Annotated in this window: 15 protein-coding genes, 1 rRNA gene and 1 pseudogene; 4 read left to right on the top strand and 13 right to left on the bottom strand. The window is 66.9% G+C overall.

The window, feature by feature from the left end; all coding sequences use genetic code 11:
- Positions 1 to 73 precede the first annotated feature (73 nt).
- The 11 genes from ACQ859_RS09645 to polA form a co-directional block, all read right to left on the bottom strand.
- Positions 74 to 1,602, bottom strand: a 16S ribosomal RNA gene (locus ACQ859_RS09645).
- Between the two features lie 554 nt (positions 1,603 to 2,156).
- Positions 2,157 to 3,665 carry a tripartite tricarboxylate transporter permease gene (locus ACQ859_RS09640; protein ID WP_431265591.1) on the bottom strand — a complete coding sequence of 503 codons (1,509 nt, stop codon included), beginning with the start codon at positions 3,663 to 3,665 and terminating at the stop codon, positions 2,157 to 2,159.
- A gap of 10 nt (positions 3,666 to 3,675) precedes the next feature.
- Positions 3,676 to 4,143 carry a tripartite tricarboxylate transporter TctB family protein gene (locus ACQ859_RS09635; protein ID WP_431265590.1) on the bottom strand — a complete coding sequence of 156 codons (468 nt, stop codon included), beginning with the start codon at positions 4,141 to 4,143 and terminating at the stop codon, positions 3,676 to 3,678.
- A 212-nt stretch (positions 4,144 to 4,355) separates the two neighbouring features.
- Positions 4,356 to 6,236 (bottom strand): GspE/PulE family protein, encoded by a 1,881-nt coding sequence (locus ACQ859_RS09630; RefSeq protein WP_431265589.1) that lies wholly within the window; start codon positions 6,234 to 6,236, stop codon positions 4,356 to 4,358.
- 2 nt (positions 6,237 to 6,238) lie between these two features.
- The gene (locus tag ACQ859_RS09625) at positions 6,239 to 7,072 is read right to left on the bottom strand and encodes a spermidine synthase (protein ID WP_431265588.1); all 834 of its coding nucleotides are present in this window, start codon (positions 7,070 to 7,072) and stop codon (positions 6,239 to 6,241) included.
- 40 nt (positions 7,073 to 7,112) lie between these two features.
- Positions 7,113 to 7,673 (bottom strand): DNA-deoxyinosine glycosylase, encoded by a 561-nt coding sequence (locus ACQ859_RS09620; RefSeq protein ID WP_431265587.1) that lies wholly within the window; start codon positions 7,671 to 7,673, stop codon positions 7,113 to 7,115.
- Positions 7,666 to 8,499 carry a TatD family hydrolase gene (locus ACQ859_RS09615; protein WP_431265586.1) on the bottom strand — a complete coding sequence of 278 codons (834 nt, stop codon included), beginning with the start codon at positions 8,497 to 8,499 and terminating at the stop codon, positions 7,666 to 7,668. Before ACQ859_RS09615 ends, ACQ859_RS09620 begins: the two co-directional genes overlap by 8 nt.
- A gap of 45 nt (positions 8,500 to 8,544) precedes the next feature.
- Positions 8,545 to 9,435 (bottom strand): formyltetrahydrofolate deformylase, encoded by an 891-nt coding sequence (gene purU, locus ACQ859_RS09610; RefSeq protein ID WP_431265585.1) that lies wholly within the window; start codon positions 9,433 to 9,435, stop codon positions 8,545 to 8,547.
- Positions 9,436 to 9,564: 129 nt separating this feature from the next.
- On the bottom strand, positions 9,565 to 10,299 hold the full coding sequence (locus ACQ859_RS09605; protein WP_431265584.1) for an ABC transporter ATP-binding protein: 735 nt from the start codon (positions 10,297 to 10,299) through the stop codon (positions 9,565 to 9,567).
- Positions 10,292 to 11,560: a lipoprotein-releasing ABC transporter permease subunit gene (locus tag ACQ859_RS09600; RefSeq protein ID WP_431265583.1), complete on the bottom strand. Its 1,269-nt coding sequence runs from the start codon at positions 11,558 to 11,560 to the stop codon at positions 10,292 to 10,294. The genes ACQ859_RS09605 and ACQ859_RS09600 overlap by 8 nt, the downstream gene beginning before the upstream one ends.
- Positions 11,561 to 11,786: 226 nt before the next feature.
- Positions 11,787 to 14,564, bottom strand: a complete 2,778-nt coding sequence (gene polA / locus ACQ859_RS09595; protein ID WP_431265582.1) for a DNA polymerase I — start codon at positions 14,562 to 14,564, stop codon at positions 11,787 to 11,789.
- Between the two features lie 113 nt (positions 14,565 to 14,677).
- Between polA and ACQ859_RS09590 the strand changes: the two genes are divergently transcribed.
- The 4 genes and pseudogenes from ACQ859_RS09590 (at position 14,678) to ACQ859_RS09575 (ending at position 19,374) form a co-directional block, all read left to right on the top strand.
- The gene (locus ACQ859_RS09590; protein WP_431265581.1) at positions 14,678 to 15,028 is read left to right on the top strand and encodes a hypothetical protein; all 351 of its coding nucleotides are present in this window, start codon (positions 14,678 to 14,680) and stop codon (positions 15,026 to 15,028) included.
- Between the two features lie 54 nt (positions 15,029 to 15,082).
- Positions 15,083 to 16,065, top strand: a pseudogene (locus ACQ859_RS09585) (homoserine kinase).
- Positions 16,043 to 16,906 (top strand): BPSS1780 family membrane protein, encoded by an 864-nt coding sequence (locus ACQ859_RS09580; protein ID WP_431265580.1) that lies wholly within the window; start codon positions 16,043 to 16,045, stop codon positions 16,904 to 16,906. Before ACQ859_RS09585 ends, ACQ859_RS09580 begins: the two are co-directional and overlap by 23 nt.
- A gap of 251 nt (positions 16,907 to 17,157) precedes the next feature.
- Complete coding sequence (locus tag ACQ859_RS09575) at positions 17,158 to 19,374, top strand: PhoX family protein (protein ID WP_431265579.1); 2,217 nt, start codon at positions 17,158 to 17,160, stop codon at positions 19,372 to 19,374.
- Between the two features lies 1 nt (position 19,375).
- Here ACQ859_RS09575 and ACQ859_RS09570 read toward each other — a convergent pair whose 3' ends face one another.
- Both ACQ859_RS09570 and ACQ859_RS09565 read right to left on the bottom strand, forming a co-directional pair.
- Positions 19,376 to 20,614, bottom strand: coding sequence for a HipA domain-containing protein (locus ACQ859_RS09570; protein WP_431265578.1), 1,239 nt, complete (start codon positions 20,612 to 20,614; stop codon positions 19,376 to 19,378).
- Positions 20,611 to 20,928 (bottom strand): helix-turn-helix transcriptional regulator, encoded by a 318-nt coding sequence (locus ACQ859_RS09565; protein ID WP_088408724.1) that lies wholly within the window; start codon positions 20,926 to 20,928, stop codon positions 20,611 to 20,613. The genes ACQ859_RS09570 and ACQ859_RS09565 overlap by 4 nt, the downstream gene beginning before the upstream one ends.
- Positions 20,929 to 21,026: the final 98 nt, after the last annotated feature.

The following is a 21,026-nucleotide window of genomic DNA, read 5'->3' as shown; positions in this document are numbered from 1 at the left end:
CGCGCTGAACTCGCTTATGTGGACTCGACTCAATTCTCTGACCTAGGCCAGACAACGGTCTCGTCATCTCTAGAAAGGAGGTGATCCAGCCGCACCTTCCGATACGGCTACCTTGTTACGACTTCACCCCAGTCACGAACCCTGCCGTGGTAATCGCCCTCCTTGCGGTTAGGCTAACTACTTCTGGCAGAACCCGCTCCCATGGTGTGACGGGCGGTGTGTACAAGACCCGGGAACGTATTCACCGCGGCAAGCTGATCCGCGATTACTAGCGATTCCGACTTCACGCAGTCGAGTTGCAGACTGCGATCCGGACTACGACCGGGTTTCTGGGATTAGCTCCCCCTCGCGGGTTGGCAGCCCTCTGTCCCGGCCATTGTATGACGTGTGTAGCCCTACCCATAAGGGCCATGATGACCTGACGTCATCCCCACCTTCCTCCGGTTTGTCACCGGCAGTCTCATTAGAGTGCCCTTTCGTAGCAACTAATGACAAGGGTTGCGCTCGTTGCGGGACTTAACCCAACATCTCACGACACGAGCTGACGACGGCCATGCAGCACCTGTGTCCAGGTTCTCTTTCGAGCACTCCCACATCTCTGCAGGATTCCTGGCATGTCAAGGGTAGGTAAGGTTTTTCGCGTTGCATCGAATTAAACCACATCATCCACCGCTTGTGCGGGTCCCCGTCAATTCCTTTGAGTTTCAACCTTGCGGCCGTACTCCCCAGGCGGTCAACTTCACGCGTTAGCTACGTTACTGAGAAGAAACCCTCCCAACAACCAGTTGACATCGTTTAGGGCGTGGACTACCAGGGTATCTAATCCTGTTTGCTCCCCACGCTTTCGTGCATGAGCGTCAGTACAGGTCCAGGGGATTGCCTTCGCCATCGGTGTTCCTCCGCATATCTACGCATTTCACTGCTACACGCGGAATTCCATCCCCCTCTACCGTACTCTAGCCATGCAGTCACAAATGCAGTTCCCAGGTTGAGCCCGGGGATTTCACATCTGTCTTGCATAACCGCCTGCGCACGCTTTACGCCCAGTAATTCCGATTAACGCTTGCACCCTACGTATTACCGCGGCTGCTGGCACGTAGTTAGCCGGTGCTTATTCTTCAGGTACCGTCATGAACCCCCAGTATTAGTAGGAGTCTTTTCTTCCCTGACAAAAGCGGTTTACAACCCGAAGGCCTTCTTCCCGCACGCGGCATGGCTGGATCAGGGTTGCCCCCATTGTCCAAAATTCCCCACTGCTGCCTCCCGTAGGAGTCTGGGCCGTGTCTCAGTCCCAGTGTGGCTGGTCGTCCTCTCAGACCAGCTACAGATCGTAGGCTTGGTAGGCCTTTACCCCACCAACTACCTAATCTGATATCGGCCGCTCCAATTGCGCGAGGTCTTGCGATCCCCCGCTTTCACCCTCAGGTCGTATGCGGTATTAGCTGCTCTTTCGAGCAGTTATCCCCCACAACTGGGCACGTTCCGATATATTACTCACCCGTTCGCCACTCGTCGCCAGGTTGCCCCGCGTTACCGTTCGACTTGCATGTGTAAGGCATGCCGCCAGCGTTCAATCTGAGCCAGGATCAAACTCTACAGTTCGATCTTGAATAAACTCAACGGAATCGAACAAAGACTACTTTCATAGCTTCATTCTTTCTTCCGTGAGCATCTAGCGATTTAACCTTCTCAGGTCGCTCGTCCAGACGCCCACGCTTATCGGCTGTAAATTCTTAAAGAACATCGAAGCAGCTTCCGCTTACTTCGTCGCGTCGCTGACTTGTCGTCAGCAGCGCAGAAGCGAGATTATGAACGATTTCTTTCGAATCCGTCAAGCAGTCAGAGAAATTATTTTCATCACCGACTGCGAGAATCTCGCCGCCAAATGAAAACCGGCTTTTGCTGATTATTCACCTGACACCCCCGACAGTTCCTTCGGGGGCCGCTGCAAGACATTTGTCTGTGCAGCGAAGACAGCGACTGTAGCACGGTCTTCGAGCGGCTCGCAAGAACTACAAGGGAAAGTTGTTGACAGTTGGCCGCGTCTCGCACGGAGCGTCCTTAAGCCATTGATTCTTCTGGAAGCGTACCGGCGGCTCACCAAGAAAAAGACCCGCCGAGGCGGGTCTTCGATGAGGCTGAAGCCAGAAGTCTGGTCAGTCCGCGTCCTGGAACGCTTCCTCGCGCTTGTTCTTGATGGACGGCAGCATCACCACCACCACCATCAACGCCGCGGCGATGAGCAGGCCCGCCGACAGCGGGCGCGACATGAAGGTCATCCAGTCACCGCGGGACAGCAACAGCGCGCGACGCAGGTTCTCTTCCATCATCGGGCCGAGGATGAAGCCCAGGAGCAGCGGAGCCGCTTCGCAGCTCAGCTTGTAGAAGAGATAACCGATCACCGCGAACGCCGCCGTCATATAGACGTCGAAGTTGTTGTTGTTCAGCGTGTAGGTGCCGATGCAGCAGAAGACCGCGATCGCCGGGAACAGGAAACGGTAGGGCACCGTGAGCAGCTTGATCCAGATGCCGATCATCGGCAGGTTCAGGATCACCAGCATCAGGTTGCCGACCCACATCGACGCGATCAGGCCCCAGAACAGTTCCGGATTGCTGGTCATGACCTGCGGACCGGGCTGGATGCCCTTGATCGTCATCGCACCGACCATCAGCGCCATCACCGCGTTGGGCGGGATGCCCAGCGTCAGCATCGGGATGAAGGAAGTCTGCGCGCCGGCGTTGTTGGCCGACTCCGGACCTGCCACGCCCTGGATGGCGCCCTTGCCGAACTTCTCCGGCGTCTTGGAGACCTTCTTCTCCAGCGTGTAGGCCGCGAACGAGGCCAGCAGCGCGCCACCGCCGGGCAGCACACCCAGCACCGAACCCAGCGCGGTGCCGCGCAGCACCGCCGGCCACGCGTCGTGGAAGTCCTGCTTGGTCGGCCACAGGCCCTTCACGCTCTTGGTGAAGACCTCGCGGTGCTCGGCCGGCTGGCCGAGGTTCGCGATGATCTCGCCGAAGCCGAAGACGCCCATCGCGATCACGACGAAGTTGATGCCGTCCGTCAGCTCTGGCACGTCGAACGAGAAGCGCGGCGTTCCCGAGATCACGTCCGTGTTGATCTGTCCGAGCAGCAGGCCCAGCACGATCATCGAGATCGCCTTGATGAGCGAGCCCGAGGCCAGCACCACCGCGCCGATCAGGCCCAGCACCATCAGCGAGAAGTATTCGGCGGGGCCGAACTTGAAGGCCAACTCGGTCAACGGCGGCGCGAAGGCCGCGATGATGACGGTGCCCACGCAGCCTGCGAAGAACGAGCCCAGGCCCGCCGCCGCCAGAGCCGGACCGGCACGCCCTTGCCGGGCCATCTGGTAGCCGTCGATCGCCGTCACGACCGACGAGGACTCACCGGGCACGTTGATCAGGATGGCCGTCGTCGAGCCGCCGTACTGCGCCCCGTAATAGATGCCGGCGAGCATGATCAGCGCCGGCGTCGCATCCAGCGAGTAGATCGACGGCAGCAGCATCGCGATCGTGGCGACGGGGCCCAGGCCCGGCAGCACGCCGATCAGCGTGCCCAGCACGGCGCCGCCGAAGGCGTACAGGAGGTTCTCCGGCGTGAACGCCGTGCCGAACCCCAGCATCAGGTTGTTGATCAGATCCATGCGTGACTCCTCAGCCGCCCAGGAAGGTCGGCCAGATGGGGATCACCAGATTCAGACCCCAGATGAAGATGGCGTAGCTGCCTGCGGTCAGGACCACGCTGCTGAGCAGCGCGTCGCGCCACCGGAATTCGTCGCTGGCAAAGGAGCACATCGTGATCAGCAGCGGCAGCGTGATGATCATGCCCAGGCGCGGCAGTGCGAATCCGAACATCACGATGGCGCCCACGACGATCATCAGCGGCTTCCAGGCGAAAGCGCCGACGGGCTGGCCGCCTTCCGATTCAATGGTGAGCGCCTTGAACACCACCACCGCCCCCATGAGGGCGAGCAGGACGCCCAGCCCGAACGGGAAATAACCAGGCCCGGGGCGGGCGGACGTGCCAAAGCTGTAGTTGATGATCGAGCCGGCCGCGAACGCGGCGCCAACGACCAAGAACATCAGCCCTGACCAGAAGTCGCGTTGACTCTTGATCTTCATGGAGGGACCCTCTATCGGCTTGAATGGCCGCGATTCTAGGAATCGGGTCCCTATCGGGGTCTGTGGTTATCACGTAAGGGGAGACGCCGCGCATCGCACGGGGCGTATGGCGATCTTCACGCACCCGCACGGCACGGGGGCTGCGCGTTGTCTGCGCGGGCTTACCCGCCCCCGTGAGCCTGGGGGGCGGCCTGCGGATGAATCCGGCGACCTCAGGTTTCCCAGGTCGGGGTGCTGCGCAGCACTTCATCCATCGTCGTGAGCCCCTCGGCCACCTTCATCGCGCCGCCGAGGCGCAACGGGCGGAGCCCTTCCTGGACCGCCTGACGGCGCAGCGCCGTCATGTCGGTGACCGGGTGAAGATGCTTGCGGATGCTGTCGGTCAGCAAGAGCAGCTCATACAGGCCAGCACGGCCGCGGAAGCCGGTGTTGCGGCAGTCCAGGCATCCCACCGGCCGGTAGGGCTTGACGCCACCGTTCAGGCGCCAGGGCTTGAGCATCTCGTTGAGCGACTCGCGCGTGACGTCCGGGTCCGGCTCCTTGCAGTTCGGACACAGCGTGCGCACGAGACGCTGCGCCAGCACCCCGATCACGGTCGCGTCGATCAGGTAATTGGGCACGCCCAGGTCCACCATCCGGGTGATGGCGGACGCCGAGTCGTTCGTGTGCAGCGTCGAGAACACCAGGTGACCGGTCAGCGAGGCCTGGATCGCCATCTCGGCGGTCTCCAGGTCGCGGATTTCGCCGACCATGATGATGTCCGGGTCCTGCCGCATCAGCGCGCGCAGGCCCTCGGCGAAATTGAAGTCGATGGCGGGCTGCACCTGCGACTGGTTGAAGGCGGGCTCGATCATTTCGATCGGGTCCTCGACGGTGCAGACGTTGACCTCCTCGGTCGCCAGGCGCTTGAGCGTCGAGTAGAGCGTCGACGTCTTGCCGCTGCCGGTCGGGCCGGTCACGAGGATGATCCCGTGCGGGCGCGCGGTCAGGCGGTTCCAGCGGTCCGCGTCGTGGGTCGAGAAACCGAGCTGGGACAGATCCTTGACGGCGGTGTCGGGATCGAAGATCCGCATCACCATCTTCTCCCCGAACGCGGTGGGCAGCGTCGACAACCGCATTTCCACTTCGTCCCCGGCCGGGTTGCGCGTCTTGATGCGGCCGTCGAGCGGGCGTCGCTTCTCGACCACGTCCATGCGCCCCAGCAGCTTGATGCGCGCGGTCATCGCGCCCATCACCGTGGGCGGCAACTGGTAGACCGTGTGCAGCACGCCGTCGATGCGGAAGCGGATCACGCCCATCTCGCGGCGCGGCTCCAGGTGGATGTCGCTGGCGCGCTGGTCGAAGGCGTACTGCCACAGCCAATCCACGACCTGCACGACCCCCTGGTCGTTGGCGTCCAGCTGGCGGTTGCTGCGGCCCAGCTCGACGAGCTGTTCGAAACTCGCCTGCTGGCTGGATTCGCCGGATTTCGTCGCCGCGCGCACGGAGCGCGCCAGCGTGAAGAACTCGGTCGTGAAGCGCGTGATCTCCTGCGGATTGGCCAGCACGAGCTTCACGCGCTTGCGCGTGTGCGACTCGATCTGCGGCACCCAGCTGGTGTCCTGCGGCTCGGCGACGGCGATGGTCACCTCGGTCAGTCCGACCTGGATCGGCAGGCAGCGGCGCGCCTCGGCGTAGCTGGCGGACATCACGTCGGCGACGCGGCCGACGTCGACCTTCAGCGGATCGATGCGGACGTACGGCAGCTTCAGGCGACCCGCCAGCCATTCGGTCAACGCCTCGATATCCAGGGGACGGCCATTGGCGACACGCACCAGGCCGGCCGCGCCGAGCCGGATCAGCGGATGCTGAGCGCTGTGGCCGGCCCCGAAGCGCGCCTCGGTGCGCTGCACCTGCTCCTGGTCGATGACACCGTCCTCGGCGAGCCAGTGCAGCAGCTGTCGCCACTCGAGCCGGGCGACGCCAGCCTCGGCGGCCTTCGGCCTGGCGGGCGCCGCCGATGACGCGGGCGTCGGCGGCTGGCCAGCGGTCTTCGGGGCGGACGCGGACGAGCCGCTCTTGTCCTTGGGGGGCGTCGACGTGTTGTGTTTCATGGTCAGTGGTCCGTGTCGACGGCCGCGGCCGCCTGGAGCTGATGGATCACGTTCATCGGCAGCGGCCGCACCAGCTTCAGCCATTTGGTCGCCGGCAGATCATGGCGGGCTTCGATGTGGGCGGCGCGCTGCTCGAGCACCTCGCGCTCCGGCACGGTCACGCCGCGTCCCGCGACGACGATGGTATTGCCCTCGCGGGTCGGCGTCAGATGCCAGACCTGGTCGGAGCCGAAGACCTTCGCGATCCGGGACGCGCTGCGCGTGAAGCTGGCACTGCGGCCGAACAGGTTGACCGTCATCAGCCCGCCGTCGGCGAGCACCCGGTGGCAGTCGGCATAGAAGGCCTCGTCGTCGAGGACCGGCGCCGCCGCCTCGTGGTCGTACAGATCGACGTTGAGCACCTGCGCATTGCCCCAGTTGGCGGCGTCGGCGACCCAGGCGCCCGCATCCTCGTTGACCACGCGCAGCCGCTCGTCGTCGTCGGGCAGGTGGAACCAGTGCCGGTTGGCGCTGATGACGGTCGGATTGATCTCCACCGCCGTGGTCTTCATCTTCAGCTGCTTGCGGCAGAAGCGCGTCAGCGCGCCGGCCCCCAGGCCGAGCTGCACCGCCTGCCCTTGCGTCATCTCGCGGACATCACGCCACAGCATCCAGGCCATCATCCGCTGGACGTATTCCAGCTCGAGCTTCTCGGGCTTCTTGAGGCGCATCGCCCCCTGGACCCAGATCGAGTCGAGGTGGAGGAAGCGCACGCCGTCGAATTCGCTCAAGGTCGCCTCGACCCATTCGGCCTGTCTGCCGCCCTTGTCCTTCTTCGAATCCCGGTGCTTGCTCACGGCTGTCGTTCCCCTGCCGGGTCTGCGAGGCCCGGTCTCGTCATCTGTCGCTCGAAGGCCCGGCGAGCTCCCGCCAGGCGCGAAGCTTGTCATCGTAGGGCATCGTGTAGGCGGGGCTGGAGCTCGGCAGCCCCAGGACACGGTAACGGGCTGCAAGAGGTCCGAGCTGCTTCAACCCGAGGCGCAAGGCCGTGCCGCCGTTGAAGCCGATCGTGCGCAGCGCCGGCAACTGCTGGATCAGGCGTCCGAGATCGCTGGCGAAGGGATTGCGGATCGCGCTGTCGAGGCTGCCTTCGCGCTCGGTCTCGGTGATCACGTCCCACACGGCGACGCGATGGGCACCCAGGGCGGCGAGGCGCTCGGGGTAGGCCATCGCGACCAGATCGACGCTGAAGACCTCGCCGACCAGCCGCCAGAACTGGTTGCGCGGGTGGCCGTAGTACTGCTGCGCGCGCAGCGAGGCCACCCCGGGGAAGCTGCCCAGCAGCAGCCATTCCGCGTCCGGCGCATGGACGGGCGCGAGTCCCCGCCAGCGGGCAGGCTCGTCCGGTCCGGGCGATGGCGAACCCGGCGATCCGGACGGGTCGATCGCATCAGCCATGCGCGCGGGCAGCCTCCAGGGTGTCCAGCCGCGGCAGTGCGGCGCGCGCATTGCGCCCGGTGATCGCGGCCGTTTCCTGAATCGTCCAGCCGCGCAGTCCGGCGAGGACCTCCCCGATGCGCGGCAGCTCGCCCGGCTCGTTGCGCGAGGTGGCGCCCGCCGCGCGCTCTTCGGCAGTCCGGTACAGCCAATGAGGTGGAATGTCTGGCGCATCCGTCTCGAGGACCAGCGCCTCGGCGGGCAACTCCGCGGCAAGCCTGCGGATCTGCAGAGAACGGTCGAAGGTCAGCGTGCCGCCGAAGCCGAGCTTGAAGCCCAGTTCGAGGAAGGCGTCGGCCTGCTGCCGGCTGCCGTTGAACGCATGGCCGATGCCACCGGTCTGCAGACCGATGCGGCGCAGTCCGCCGAGCAACTGGTCCGCGCTGCGGCGCACATGGAGGATCACCGGCAGCCCGTGCCGTTTCGCAAGCTTGAGCTGCTCCCCATAGAAGTGCTGCTGCGTGGCCGCGTCGAGGTCCTTCACGAAGAAATCCAGGCCGATCTCGCCGACGCCGACCAGACGCGGGTCGTCGCGGCACTCGGCCAGCATCCGGTCGAGGCGGCCGAGGTCCTCGTCGCGCGCGTGCATGACGTACAGCGGATGGATGCCCAGGGCATAGCTGAAGCCATGCGCATGCGCGAGCGCCCTCACCTGCTCGAAGTTTCCCGCGACGACCGCCGGGATCACCACCTGCGACACGCCGGCCGCCACGGCGCGCGCGACGACGGCGTCGCGGTCGACGTCGAACTCCGAGGCGTCGAGGTGGCAGTGCGTGTCAGTCCACATGGCGACCGCTGGGGGTGGAGGAAGGTCGACGGACGGCCGTCGCGTTCAGCGGAAGACGACCGTGCGATGGCCGTTGAGCAGCACGCGATGCTCGGCATGCCACTGGATCGCGCGGGCGAGCGTCACGCACTCGACGTCACGTCCGATCGCCACGAGCTGGTCGGGCGTCATCGAGTGGTCGATGCGGGCCACATCCTGCTCGACGATCGGTCCTTCGTCCAGATCCGAGGTCACGTAGTGCGCGGTCGCGCCGATCAGCTTGACGCCGCGCTCATGCGCCTGGTGGTAAGGCCGCGCGCCCTTGAAGCTGGGCAGGAAGCTGTGGTGGATGTTGATCGCGCGCCCTTCCAGGAAGCGGCACAGCTCCGGCGACAGGATCTGCATGTAGCGCGCCAGCACGACCAGGTCGATCTGCTGTTCCTCGACCAGCTCGCGGATCTTGCGCTCCTGCGCCTGCTTCTGCTCGTCGCTCGCCTGCAGCAGCGGCAGGTGATGGAACGGGATGTCGTGCGACGCGGCCAGCTGATAGAAGTCGCGATGGTTCGAGACGATCGCGGGAATCTCGATCGCCAGATGCCCGGTCTGCACGCGGAACAACAGGTCATTCAGGCAGTGTCCGAGCTTGGACACCAGCAGCAGCACACGCGTCTTGCGCTGCGCGTCGACCAGCTCCCAATCCATGGCCAGTCGCGCGGCCAGCGGCGCGAACGCCTCGCGCAACGCCGCCGCCGGACGGGCTTCGGCGCACTCGAACTCGATGCGCATGAAGAAGCGGCGGTGATCGGCGTCGCCATGCTGCGCCGAGGTCAGGATGTTGGCGCCCTGCTCCAGCAGGACGCCGGTGACGGCGTGGACGATGCCGGACTGGTCGGGACAGCTGAGCTTCAGGATGAAGCGGGTGGACGGGGATTCCGGGGAGGGCTTCGAGGCGGTCATGATGACGCGCATCGTAATCCAGCGATCACGCGGCGCCGGGGCGGGCCCAGGGGGAGCGACCGCCCGCGGCCTCGCCATCCGGCAACCCAGCCTCGGTTCGAGCGCCGGCCGGAGGCCTGCGACGGCCGCTCAGGCCGCGAGCGGCTGCAGCGCGCCGCCGACCAGCCGGCGCTGATGCTCGCAACGTGCCGCCAGGTCCTGGTCATGCGTCACCATGACGAAGGCGGTGCCCAGTTCGCGGGCCATCTCCAGCATCAGCTCGAAGACCGTTGCGGCCGTCGAACGGTCGAGGTTACCGGTCGGCTCGTCGGCCAGCACGCAGGCCGGACCGGTGACCAGCGCCCGCGCGATCGCCACGCGCTGGCGCTCGCCCCCGGACAGCTCGCCCGGACGATGCAGCACGCGAGGGCCCAGACCCACGCGCGTCAGCACCTTCTCGGCCTGCTCGCGCGCCTGCTCCTGCGGCATGCGGCGGATGCGCAGCGGCATCGCGACGTTGTCCAGCGCGCTGAACTCCGGCAGCAGGTGGTGGAACTGGTAGATGAAGCCGAGGTGCTGGTTGCGCCAGTCGCCGCGGGCCTTCTCGCCGAGCTCGCCGAGGTCGCGGCCCATCAGCTCGACGCGTCCGGCGGACGGCTTGTCCAGCCCGCCGAGCAGGTGCAGCAGCGTGCTCTTGCCCGATCCCGAGGCGCCCAGCACCGCCAGCGTCTCGCCGGCCCTCACGCTGACGTCGAGGTTGTGGAAGACCTGCACGTCCAGCGGCCCTTCGACGAAGCGCTTGCCGAGGCCCTGCCCCTGCAGCACCACCTGTCCGGCGGGAATGCGGGCGCCGGCCGGCGCCGCGCTCTTCTGGACGTCATTCATAACGCAGCGCCTCCGCGGGCTGGACGCGGCTGGCGCGCCAGCTCGGGTAGACCGTCGCGACGAACGCCAGGATCAGCGACGTCACGGTGATAGGCACGATGTCCGACCACTGCGGGTCGCTCGGCATGTGGCTGATGACGTAGATGCTGGCCGGCAGGAAGGTCGTGTGCAGCAGCTTCTCGATGGTGGGGACGATCACGTCCAGGTTGTGCGCGACCACCAGCCCCAGGCCCAGGCCACCCAGCGTGCCGATCACGCCGGCCAGCGCGCCCTGGATCATGAACACGCCCATGATCGAGCGCGGGCTGGCGCCCAGCGTGCGCAGGATCGCGATGTCGGCCTGCTTGTCGGTGACGGTCATCACCAGCGTCGACACCAGGTTGAATGCGGCGACCGCGACGATCAGCGTCAGGATGATGCCCATCATGCGTTTCTCGACCTGGACCGCGTCGTACCAGTTGGCATTGGTGCGGGTCCAGTCGCGGACATAGATCGCCTGACCCGCCTGCAGCAGGTCGCGCTGCAGCTGCGCGCCGACCTGGCGGGCCAGTTGCACGTCGCGCAGCTTCAGCTGCACGCCGCTCGGCGTGCCGGTGCGGAAGAGCCTCGCGGCATCGCCGACATGGATGAGCGCCAGACCGCTGTCGTATTCGTAGTGGCCGGCTTCGAACACGCCGACCAGCGTGAACTGCCGCAACGTCGGCTGCACGCCCAGCGGCGTCACCTGCCCCGACGGGATCGCCAGCGTGATCTTGTCGCCGCGCTGCACGCCGAGCTGGCGCGCCAGCTCGACGCCCAGGATGATGTTCCATTGACCCGGCTGCAGGCGCTCCAGCAGACCGTCCTTGGCGAGCTTCTCGGCGATCGGCGTCACCGTCGGCTCCAGCGCCGGATCGATCCCCCGCACGATCGTGCCCCGCATGTCCGAACCCCGCGCAATCAGCGCCTGACCGGACACGAACGGCGCCGCGGCGACAACCTCGGGGTTCTTCTTCGCCTGGTCCGCCACGGCGCGCCAGTCGGGAAGGCCCTCGCCGGTGTCGTTCAGCAGTTCCACATGCGCGATGACGGACAGCATCCGTTCACGGACCTCCTTCTGGAAGCCGTTCATCACCGACAGCACGATGATCAACGCGGCAACACCCAGCGCAATGCCGAACATCGACACGCCGGAGATGAAGGAGATGAAGCGGTTGCGGCGCCCTCCACGCCCGGCTCGCGTGTAACGCCAGCCGATCTGCAACTCATAGGGCCAATTCATAGGGGGTGGATGCTAACCGCTCGACCTGGGGAAGAGGCTTAGGGCCGGCTGATGGTTCTTCAAGACGCTGAAGGCTTCAGCACTTCCACCGCCGCTGGCCCTCACCCCTGCCCTCTCCCGCAAGCGGGAGAGGGAGAAAGAGGAGCAGATGCTGCGAGTGGGGCCGGTGGGACTCCCTCTCCCGCTTGCGGGAGAGGGCGGGGGTGAGGGCCAGCAGACGTGGCAGTCAGTGGGCCTCGTCCCAATTGGCGCCGACGCCGACTTCCGCCAGCAACGGCACCTTCAGCGCGGCGACGCCGGCCATCAAGGTCGGGATCTCGGCTTTCACCCAGTCCAGTTCCTCGTCCGGCACCTCGAAGACCAGTTCGTCGTGCACCTGCATGACGATCTTCGTCTTCTTGCCCTGCTCGTCCAGCGCCTGCTGCACGGCAATCATCGCCAGCTTGATCAGGTCGGCCGCCGTGCCCTGCATCGGCGCGTTGATCGCCTGACGCTCGGCGCCGCTGCGACGCGGGCCGTTGCCCGAGTTGATCTCCGGCAGCCACAGGCGCCGTCCGAAGACGGTCTCGACGTAGCCCTTCTCCTTGGCGAACTGCTTCGTGTCGTCCATGTAGCTGCGAACGCCTGCGAAACGCGTGAAGTAACGGTCGATGTAATCCTTCGCCGCCTTCTGCTCGATGCCCAGCGACTGCGCCAGCCCGAACGCGCCCATGCCGTAGATCAGTCCGAAGTTGATCGTCTTGGCGTAGCGGCGCTGCTCCGGCGTGACCGCGTCCAGACCGCCGCCGAAGACTTCGGCGGCCGTCGCGCGGTGCACGTCCTGGCCTTCCTGGAAGGCCTTCAGCAGGCCCGGGTCCTCGCTCATGTGCGCCATGATCCGCAGCTCGATCTGCGAATAGTCCGCGGACACGATGCGATGCCCGGCCGGCGCGATGAAGGCCTCGCGCACCCGGCGGCCATCTGCCGTGCGGATGGGGATGTTCTGCAGGTTGGGTTCGTTGCTGGACAGCCGTCCCGTCACCGCCACCGCCTGCGAGTAGGTCGTGTGCACGCGGCCGGTCTTCGGGTTGACCATCAGCGGCAGCTTGTCCGTGTAGGTGCTCTTGAGCTTGGACAGCCCGCGGTACTCCAGGATCTTGGCCGGCAGCGGAAAGTCCGCCGACAGCTTCTCCAGCACCTCCTCGTCCGTCGACGGCGCGCCAGTCGCGGTGCGCTTGACCACCGGCAGGCCGAGCCGGTTGAACAAGATCTCGCCGATCTGCTTGGGCGAGCCGATGTTGAACGGCTGCCCCGCGATCTCGTAGGCGGCCTGCTCCGCCGCCACGATGCGCTGGCCCAGGTCGGCGCTTTGCGCCTGCAGCACCGCGGCGTCGATCAGCACGCCGGTGCGCTCGATGCGCGCCAGCAGCGCCGACACCGGGATCTCGATCTGCTCGTAGACGAACTTCAGGCCGGCATCGGCCTCCAGGCGCGGCATCAGCGTCTGGTGGACATGCAGGCACATCTCGGAGTCCTCGCAGGAGTACTCCGCCGCCTTCGCCACCTCGACCTGCGAGAACGGGATCTGGTGCGCGCCCTTGCCGCACAGGTCCTCGTAGCTCAGCCCCTTGCGGCCCAGCACCCGGTCGGCCAGCGCCTCCAGGCCGTGGCCGCGGTGGGCCTCCAGCACGTAGCTCTCCAGCATCGTGTCGTAGGCCGTGCCCTGCACGGTGATGCCGTGGTTGGCCAGCACATGGGTATCGTACTTGACGTTCTGCGCGACCTTCTTCTTCAGCGGATCCTCGAGCCAGGGCTTCAGCTTCGCGAGGACCTCGTCCATCGGCAGCTGCTCGGGCGCGTCGGGACCGTCGTGACGGATCGGGATGTAGGCGGCCTCGCCCGGCTTCACGCTGAAGCTGATGCCGACGATCCGCGCCTGCATCGGGTCCAGCGAATCGGTCTCGGTGTCGAAGGCGGCCAGCGCCGCGGCATTCAGCTGCTCGACCCAGGCATCGAGCCGGGCCATGTCGATGAGGGTCTCGTAGCGCTTGTCCACGGGGATCGCCGGGTGCGCGACCTCCGCATACGGGTCGGTCGCGCCCGCCGCGCCGACATCGGCTTCCGGCTTGACCCGCTTGGGCGCGTCGCCGCCGAGCTTGCCTTCCAGGTCGCGCTTCCAGGTCTTGAAGCCGTTGCGCGTGTAGAAGTCGAGCAGCCCCGCCTCGTCGACCGGGTTGAAGGCCAGCGCCTCCAGCGCCGGCCAGCCGGCGACATGCGTGCACAGGTCGCAGTCGACCTTCACCGTCACCAGCTTGCGGCCCATCGGCAGCCAGTCCAGCGCCTTGCGCAGGTTCTCGCCGGCCACACCCTTGATCTGGCCCGCGTTGGCGATCACGCCGTCCAGCGAGCCGTGCTCCGCGATCCACTTGGCCGCAGTCTTCGGGCCGACCTTCTCGACGCCGGGCACGTTGTCCACGGTGTCGCCCATGAGGGTGAGGTAGTCGATGATGCGGTCCGGCGGGACGCCGAACTTGGCCAGCACGCCAGCCTCGTCCAGCTTCTCGTTGCTCATCGTGTTGATCAGCGAGACGTCCGGCGTCACCAGCTGCGCCAGGTCCTTGTCGCCGGTCGAGATCACCACCTGGTGCCCCGCCTGCGCCGCCACCCGCGACAGCGTGCCGATGCAGTCGTCGGCCTCGACGCCGGGCACCGTCAGCACCGGCCAGCCCAGCAGCTTCACCACCTCGTGGATGGGGTCGATCTGTTCGCGCAGCGCGTCGGGCATCGGGGCGCGCTGGGCCTTGTAGTCGGGGTACCACTCGTCGCGGAAGGTCGGGCCGGAGGCGTCGAAGACGCAGGCGGCATGCTCCGCGCCGTAGTCGTCGCGCAGCTTCTTCAGCATGGCCACCATGCCGTGGATGGCGCCGGTGGGCTGCCCACCCGGACCGCGCAGGTCGGGCATGGCGTGGAATGCGCGATAGAGGTAGCTGGATCCGTCGACCAGCAGCATCAGAGGTTTGCTCATCCCGACATTGTTGCAGGCGCGCGGCACCCCGCCTGTCAGGAGGCCGGGCCTTCAACCGGCACTCGCCCGGGGGACGGGGTTTTCCTGGGGCCAAGCTTAGAATCGACGTCACCATGAAAACCACCCGCCTCGCCCCGCTGCTGGCCGTCCTGGCCGCCTTTGCGCTCCAGGCCCACGCCGCCGGTGCATCGACGCCGACCCCGACGCCCATTCCCGCCGAGCCGCTGAAGTTCCGCGACGTGCCCGAGGTGAAGATCGAGCAGCTCGTCAGCGAGGACGACAGGGTCCGCATCGAGGAGACGCGGGTGCGGGGCCTGACCCAAAAGGTCGTGGTCAAGAACAAGGACAGCAAGGCGCCCGAGTACGAGATCCTGCTCGGCGACACCGGCCGTGACATCCCCACCCGCCAGGGCGACGACCGCGGCAGCGCGGGCGCGCGGGTCTGGCGCCTCTTCAATTTCTGACCGGGGCGGGCCGATCCGTTCCGGTCGGCCTCCGGTCCGTTCTTTTTCCTTTTCATGGCCGTATTCACCGACGTCTCGACCGAGCAGGCGCAAGCGCTGCTGGACACGCTGAGCCTGGGCGAACTGCAATCGCTCAAGGGCATCACTGCCGGCATCGAGAACACCAACTACTTCGTCACCACGACGCGCGACGGCCAGCAGCACGACTACGTGCTGACGATCTTCGAGCGCCTGAGCTTCGAGCAGCTGCCGTTCTACCTGGAGCTGATGCGCCACCTCGCGCGCAAAGGCGTGCCGGTCCCGGCGCCGCAGCCCGACGCGCAGGACCGCATCCTGCATACCGTGGCCGGCAAGCCGGCGGCGGTGGTGGACAAGCTCCTCGGCGGCCATCAGCTGGCCCCGGACGTGTTCCATTGCGAGCAGGTCGGCGCCGGCCTCGCCCGGATGCACCTGGCCGGCCAGGACTTCCCGTTGCACCAGGACAACCTCCGCGGCCTGCCGTGGTGGCGCGAGACCGTGCCGGTCGTGCTGCCGCACATGACGCCTGAACAGGCCGGGCTGCTGAGCGCCGAACTGGCCTTCCAGGAACAGCTCGCCGACGCCGCCGCTGCGTTGCCGCGCGGCCCCGTCCACGCGGACCTGTTCCGCGACAACGTGATGTTCGACGGCCTGCCCGGCCGCGAACGGCTCAGCGGCTTCTTCGACTTCTACTTCGCCGGTGTCGACAGCTTCCTGTTCGACCTCTGCGTCTGCCTGAACGACTGGTGCATCGACCTGGACAGCGGCCGGCTCGACGAGCAGCGTGCCGGCGCCTTCGTCAAGGCCTACGAGTCGGTGCGCCCGCTGACCGGCGCCGAGCACCGCCTGCTGCCCGGGCTGCTGCGCGCGGCGGCGCTGCGCTTCTGGATCTCCCGGCTGTGGGACTTCCACCTGCCCCGCGAGGCCAGCCTCCTCACCCCCACGATCCCACCCATTTCGAGCGCGTCCTGCGCGAGCGCATCGCCAGACCCTGGCATGCGCTGGAGTCCCTGCCATGATCCTGCACCTGCAAACGGTCCCGCCGCGCAACGGCCTGCTCTGGGTGCGCCACGGGCTGAAGGTGCTGCGGCGCAAGCCGATCGCGCTGATCGGCCTGTTCGCCGTGTTCCTGCTGGTGTCGACGCTGCTGCAGCTGGTGCCGCTGCTGGGGCAGCTCGTCGTGCTGGCGGCGCTGCCGCTGGTGTCGCTGTCCTTCATGCTGGCCTCGCACCAGGTCCTGCAGTCGCACACGCCGACGGCCGCGGTCTTCGCGCAGCCGCTGCAGCTGACCAAGGAACGCCGCCGCGACCAGTTGATCCTGGGCCTGCTCTACGCGCTCAGCACGATCGCCGTGATGTTCCTCGCCCATTGGCTGGACGGCGGCGCCCTGGTGCGCGCGGTCGAACAGGTGGCCACGGCGGGGGCGCCGGTACCGGCAAGCCCGACCCGAAGGCCATCGAGGCCACGATGGCCGACCCGTCGCTGACCACCGGCATCGGCCTGCGGCTGCTGCTGACCGGACTGATCTCGATCCCGTTCTGGCACGCGCCGGCGCTGATCCATTGGGGCGGCCAGGGCGTGATGCAGGCGCTGTTCTCCAGCACGCTGGGCGTGTGGCGCAACAAGGGGGCGTTCGCGCTGTCCGGCCTGGTCTGGGTCGGCCTGACCTTCGGCGCGACGATGGCGCTGACCATCGTCGGCATGCTGCTGGGCCTGGCCAACCTCCTGCCCTTCCTGCTCGTGCCGCTGGCGATGATCCTGACGACGGCGTTCTACTGTTCGCTGTACTTCACCTTCATCGACTGCTTCATGTTCGGCGCGCCGAAGGACCTCCCGGAAACGCCGATCACCCCGGTTTGATGCCGGTCTGACGCCGTACTGACGCCGGCCGGGCACCTGTCCGCCCCTCGGGTTCGATCAAGTCCACCGCCTCCCGTCACCCCGAAGCCGGTGACAGGTCTTGCCCCTGCGACGGCCCGTCGCTTCCCCGGCATTTGCTTCGCCATTCGCACCGACAGGCCGCGAAGGATTTGCTAACGGCTTTTTCACGGCACCGTCACTTGCCCTTCGCAGAATCCGCCCGCCTTTCCATTGCAGCGGAGCCTTCACGAATGAGCAAGCAGCACGACATCGTTGCCAGCCAAGACAGCATCAACGAGTACGACGAGGACGCGGTGGTCAATCCGTCCGCCAACCCGCATTTCGAAGACATCCTCGCCGCGCGCCTGTCGCGGCGCGTCGCCCTCAAGGGCGGCATCACCACGGCGGCCTCCGCGCTGCTCGGCGGCTCGATCCTGAGTGCCTGCGGCAGCAGCGACGACGCCCCGGCCCCCGCGCCGGCACCGACGCCCGCACCGCTGAAGATCGGCTTCAACGCCGTCGCCAAGAACAAGAACGACCTGGTGACCGTGGCCGACGGCTACAACGTCAGCATCCTGCACGCGCTGGGCGACCCGCTGCAGTTCGGCGAAGAGTCCTGGAAGGACGACGGTTCGGAAACGGCCGACTCGTACAACCGCCGCATCGGCGACGGCCATGACGGCATGTACTGGTTCGGCATGAGCGACGCCGGCGCGTTCGACGCCAAGCGCTCGGACCGCGGCCTGCTGGCCGTCAACCACGAGTACGTCGTCGCGCCGTATGCCCTGCACCCGGCCGGCCGCGCCACCGGCGCCGCGCGCAACGCCACCGAGGTCGAGAAGGAGATCTACGCCCACGGCGTCTCCATCTGCGAAGTCAAGCGCGACGCCACGGGCACCGGCATGAGCATGGTGCGCGGCTCGAAGTACAACCGCCGCGTGACCTCGGCCACGACGATGGACCTCACCGGTCCGGCCAAGGGCAACGTGCAGCTGCAGACCTCGTTCAGCCCGACCGCCGTGCAGACCCGCGGCACCAACAACAACTGCGCCAACGGCTACACCCCGTGGGGCACCTACCTGACCTGCGAGGAGAACTATCTCAACGTGATCAGCCGGGCCGCCGGCGACGACGCGCAACGCAGCGCCAAGGAAGTGGCCAGCCTCAACCGCTACGGCCTGCCCCAGAACCGCAAGAGCCCCTACCTGTGGGAAACGGCCGGCACGACCGACCTGTTCACCCGCTGGAACTCCTCGGTGACCGGTGCCGCCGCGACCGCCGACTTCCGCAACACGATCAACACCTTCGGCTGGGTGGTCGAGATCGATCCGTTCGTGACGGACTCGGTCCCGGCCAAGCGCACCGCGCTGGGCCGCTTCAACCATGAAGGCGCCTGGCCCGCCGAGGCGGTCGCCGGCAAGCCGATCGTCATCTACATGGGCGACGACTCGCGCAACGAGTACATCTACAAGTTCGTCTCCAAGGCCAACTGGGATGCGGCCGACATCGGCAAGGGCATGGCGGCCGGCGCGAAGTACCTGGACGAAGGCACGCTGTACGTGGCCAAGTTCAATGCGGACGGCACCGGCAACTGGATGCCGCTGACCTTCGGCGCGAACGGGCTGACCGGCACCAACACGACCTATGCCTTCGCCGACCAGGGCGACGTCGTGATCAATGCGCGCATCGCGGGCGACATCCTCGGCGCGACCAAGATGGACCGCCCCGAGTGGGGCGCGGTGCACCCGACCAACGGCGAGGTCTACATGACCTTGACCAACAACAACGACGCGAACCGCGTGGCGCCCACGGCCACGCCGACGGGTCGCCAGGCCAAGCCGGACGCCGCCAACCCGCGCTACTACGAGGACCTGAAGGGCACGGCCTCGCAGAAGGGCAACCCGAACGGCCACATCATCCGCTGGAAGGAAGACGCGACCGACGTCACCAAGCTGACCTGGGACGTGTACCTGTTCGGCGCGCAGGCCGATGCGGCCGCGGACGTGAACCTGTCGGCGCTGGCCGACAGCAACGACTTCTCGAGCCCGGACGGCCTGTACTTCGACAAGCGCGGCATGCTGTGGATCCAGACCGATGACGGCGCCTACACCGACATCACCAACTGCATGATGCTGGCGGCGTTGCCGGGCAAGGTCGGCGACGGCGGCGTGGTGAACGCTGCGGGCGGCACGCAGACCCGCGCGGGCGCCAAGGCGACCTCGGACACCCTGCGCCGCTTCCTGGTCGGCCCGAAGGAATGCGAGATCACCGGCATCGCGATGACGCCGGACTACAAGACGCTGTTCTTCAACGTGCAGCACCCGGGCGAGGAGTCGACGCCGGACTGGAACGCGAAAACCTTCGGCAGCTACTGGCCGGCCAACCAGGCCGACCCGACGGTGAAGAAGCGTCCGCGTTCCGCGACCGTGGTGATCACCCGCAAGGACGGCGGCGAGATCGGCATCTGATCTAGCGGGCGATCTCCGAAGCGAGCGCGGCCTGACGGTCGCTCTCGCCGAGGAGACGTCCGAGCACACGCTCGATCACGGGCTGCGGCACGTCGTCCGCGAGCTCACGAGCCACCCCTTCCGCCTGTGCGCGCACCAGCTCGCACAGGCGTTTCAATTCCAGCGTGATGCTGCGAGGCGCGATGTCGCAGTCGCGACCGAAGCCCGCCCACGCCTGCGCATCGAACGCACCGGCTTGCCCGGTCCCGCGGGTGAAGCCATGCGCCGGGGCCACGCGCAACCCGCCGTGATCGACGAAGAAGGACAGGTCCGTCGCGCCCGTGCCTTCGCAGCCGATGAGCTGGCGGAACACCGTCCAACGCAGCAGCGCGCGGCTGTCGACCAGCGGCGTGGGGCTGTGCGCCAGCAGCGAGAAGAGCTGCGCGAACGTCACCCCGCCCTGATCGGCCGGCGGCACGCCGAGCGCCTGGCAGGCGTTGATCGCATGCAGGCGCCGCACGCGACCATCCTCGAGCCGCTGCCGATCGAAGCGCTCGACCAGCACTACCGGTTCCGGCACGGTGTGCAGCTGCACTGGCGCCACGTCCAGGCCCACGCGCGCGGCGAGCCGCATGCAGAAGAATTCGTCGAAGAACTGGTCGTCCCCCACATTCGCGTCGGACGCCGGTTTCAGCACATGCGTCGAGGCCACCTGCGGTCCGTCGACGAAGTACCAGCTGCCGTCCCGTTCGACGTAGATCCCAAGCTTGTCGCGCTCGCCGCCGAGTGCGCCCCGCACCTGGCCATCCCAGACCGCGAAGGGCCGTTCATCGCGATGGCGGAGGCGCTCCGAGAGCTCGTCAGGCGAGATCCCCCGTTGCACCGGCCCCGCCGGACGTTGAAGTCCCTCCGCGATCAGCCGCACGGCGCCCGCGAGGTCCCGGCCCATCAGGCGCAAGGCGCCGTAGCTGTCGTCGGGCGTCAGCCCCTGCGCCGCCAGGATCCGCCGCCGGGCATTGCCGGCGGGCAGCAGATGGTCGAAGAACGCGAGCACCTCCTGCGCCGAGGACTCGCTGCCCGGACCGCCGCGCGGCGGCATCGGCAGCGACGGTGCCAGCGGAAACGCCAGCACTTCCGAGGTCCATCGTTCGAGGTAGGCCAGCGACAACCGGCGCGGTGCGTCCGTTGCAGCGGGCTGGACGTCCGTCGGCTTCAGCCAGCCGACCTCATGCTCGTCGAGCCAGACCTCCACACGGTTCATGCGTCGTCCAGGTCGGAGAACTTCGAGTCGCGCGCGGTGCGGATCGCGCGTCGGACGACCTCCCGCTGCTGCGACGGCACGGCGAAGAGGCTCACGCCGAGCGCCCTCGCCGCCTTGAGCACGGTGGACAGGCTCACGCCGCCCTGGCCCGTCTCGATGTTGATCAGCGTCTGGCGCGACATGCCCAGCGCCTCGGCGGCCTCTACCAGCGGCAGCCGCGCGGTGGTCCGGGCGGCGCGGACGGCGGCGCCCAGCGCCAGGGCATCCTCGACCATCGGGTCGTCGGGCGGATCGATCGGTACAACAGTGCGCATGGAGATTCCAGGATCAAAGACGGATTCGTCGGATCTCCCTCCCGGGCAATCGTGATTCCTGTTTGCTGGAATCTTTATCGCTCACCGCCCATTCTGCG

Origin of the sequence: Roseateles chitinivorans (genome assembly GCF_050632235.1) — a bacterium.
GTDB lineage: Bacteria > Pseudomonadota > Gammaproteobacteria > Burkholderiales > Burkholderiaceae_C > Roseateles > Roseateles chitinivorans_A.
Note: the sequence above shows the minus strand (reverse complement) of the source record. Positions and strands in the feature narration are given on the sequence as shown.

What these genes read in the sequence shown, in the direction of transcription:
- ACQ859_RS09575 (WP_431265579.1), top strand. Translation starts at nt 17,158, where the DNA reads ATGAGCAAGCAGCACGACATCGTTGCCAGCCAAGACAGCATCAACGAG.
- purU (WP_431265585.1), bottom strand. Translation starts at nt 9,435, where the DNA reads ATGACCGCCTCGAAGCCCTCCCCGGAATCCCCGTCCACCCGCTTCATC.
- ACQ859_RS09570 (WP_431265578.1), bottom strand. Translation starts at nt 20,614, where the DNA reads ATGAACCGTGTGGAGGTCTGGCTCGACGAGCATGAGGTCGGCTGGCTG.
- ACQ859_RS09615 (WP_431265586.1), bottom strand. Translation starts at nt 8,499, where the DNA reads ATGTGGACTGACACGCACTGCCACCTCGACGCCTCGGAGTTCGACGTC.
- ACQ859_RS09635 (WP_431265590.1), bottom strand. Translation starts at nt 4,143, where the DNA reads ATGAAGATCAAGAGTCAACGCGACTTCTGGTCAGGGCTGATGTTCTTG.
- ACQ859_RS09600 (WP_431265583.1), bottom strand. Translation starts at nt 11,560, where the DNA reads ATGAATTGGCCCTATGAGTTGCAGATCGGCTGGCGTTACACGCGAGCC.
- polA (WP_431265582.1), bottom strand. Translation starts at nt 14,564, where the DNA reads ATGAGCAAACCTCTGATGCTGCTGGTCGACGGATCCAGCTACCTCTAT.
- ACQ859_RS09605 (WP_431265584.1), bottom strand. Translation starts at nt 10,299, where the DNA reads ATGAATGACGTCCAGAAGAGCGCGGCGCCGGCCGGCGCCCGCATTCCC.
- ACQ859_RS09565 (WP_088408724.1), bottom strand. Translation starts at nt 20,928, where the DNA reads ATGCGCACTGTTGTACCGATCGATCCGCCCGACGACCCGATGGTCGAG.
- ACQ859_RS09590 (WP_431265581.1), top strand. Translation starts at nt 14,678, where the DNA reads ATGAAAACCACCCGCCTCGCCCCGCTGCTGGCCGTCCTGGCCGCCTTT.
- ACQ859_RS09640 (WP_431265591.1), bottom strand. Translation starts at nt 3,665, where the DNA reads ATGGATCTGATCAACAACCTGATGCTGGGGTTCGGCACGGCGTTCACG.
- ACQ859_RS09620 (WP_431265587.1), bottom strand. Translation starts at nt 7,673, where the DNA reads ATGGCTGATGCGATCGACCCGTCCGGATCGCCGGGTTCGCCATCGCCC.
- ACQ859_RS09580 (WP_431265580.1), top strand. Translation starts at nt 16,043, where the DNA reads ATGCGCTGGAGTCCCTGCCATGATCCTGCACCTGCAAACGGTCCCGCC.
- ACQ859_RS09630 (WP_431265589.1), bottom strand. Translation starts at nt 6,236, where the DNA reads ATGAAACACAACACGTCGACGCCCCCCAAGGACAAGAGCGGCTCGTCC.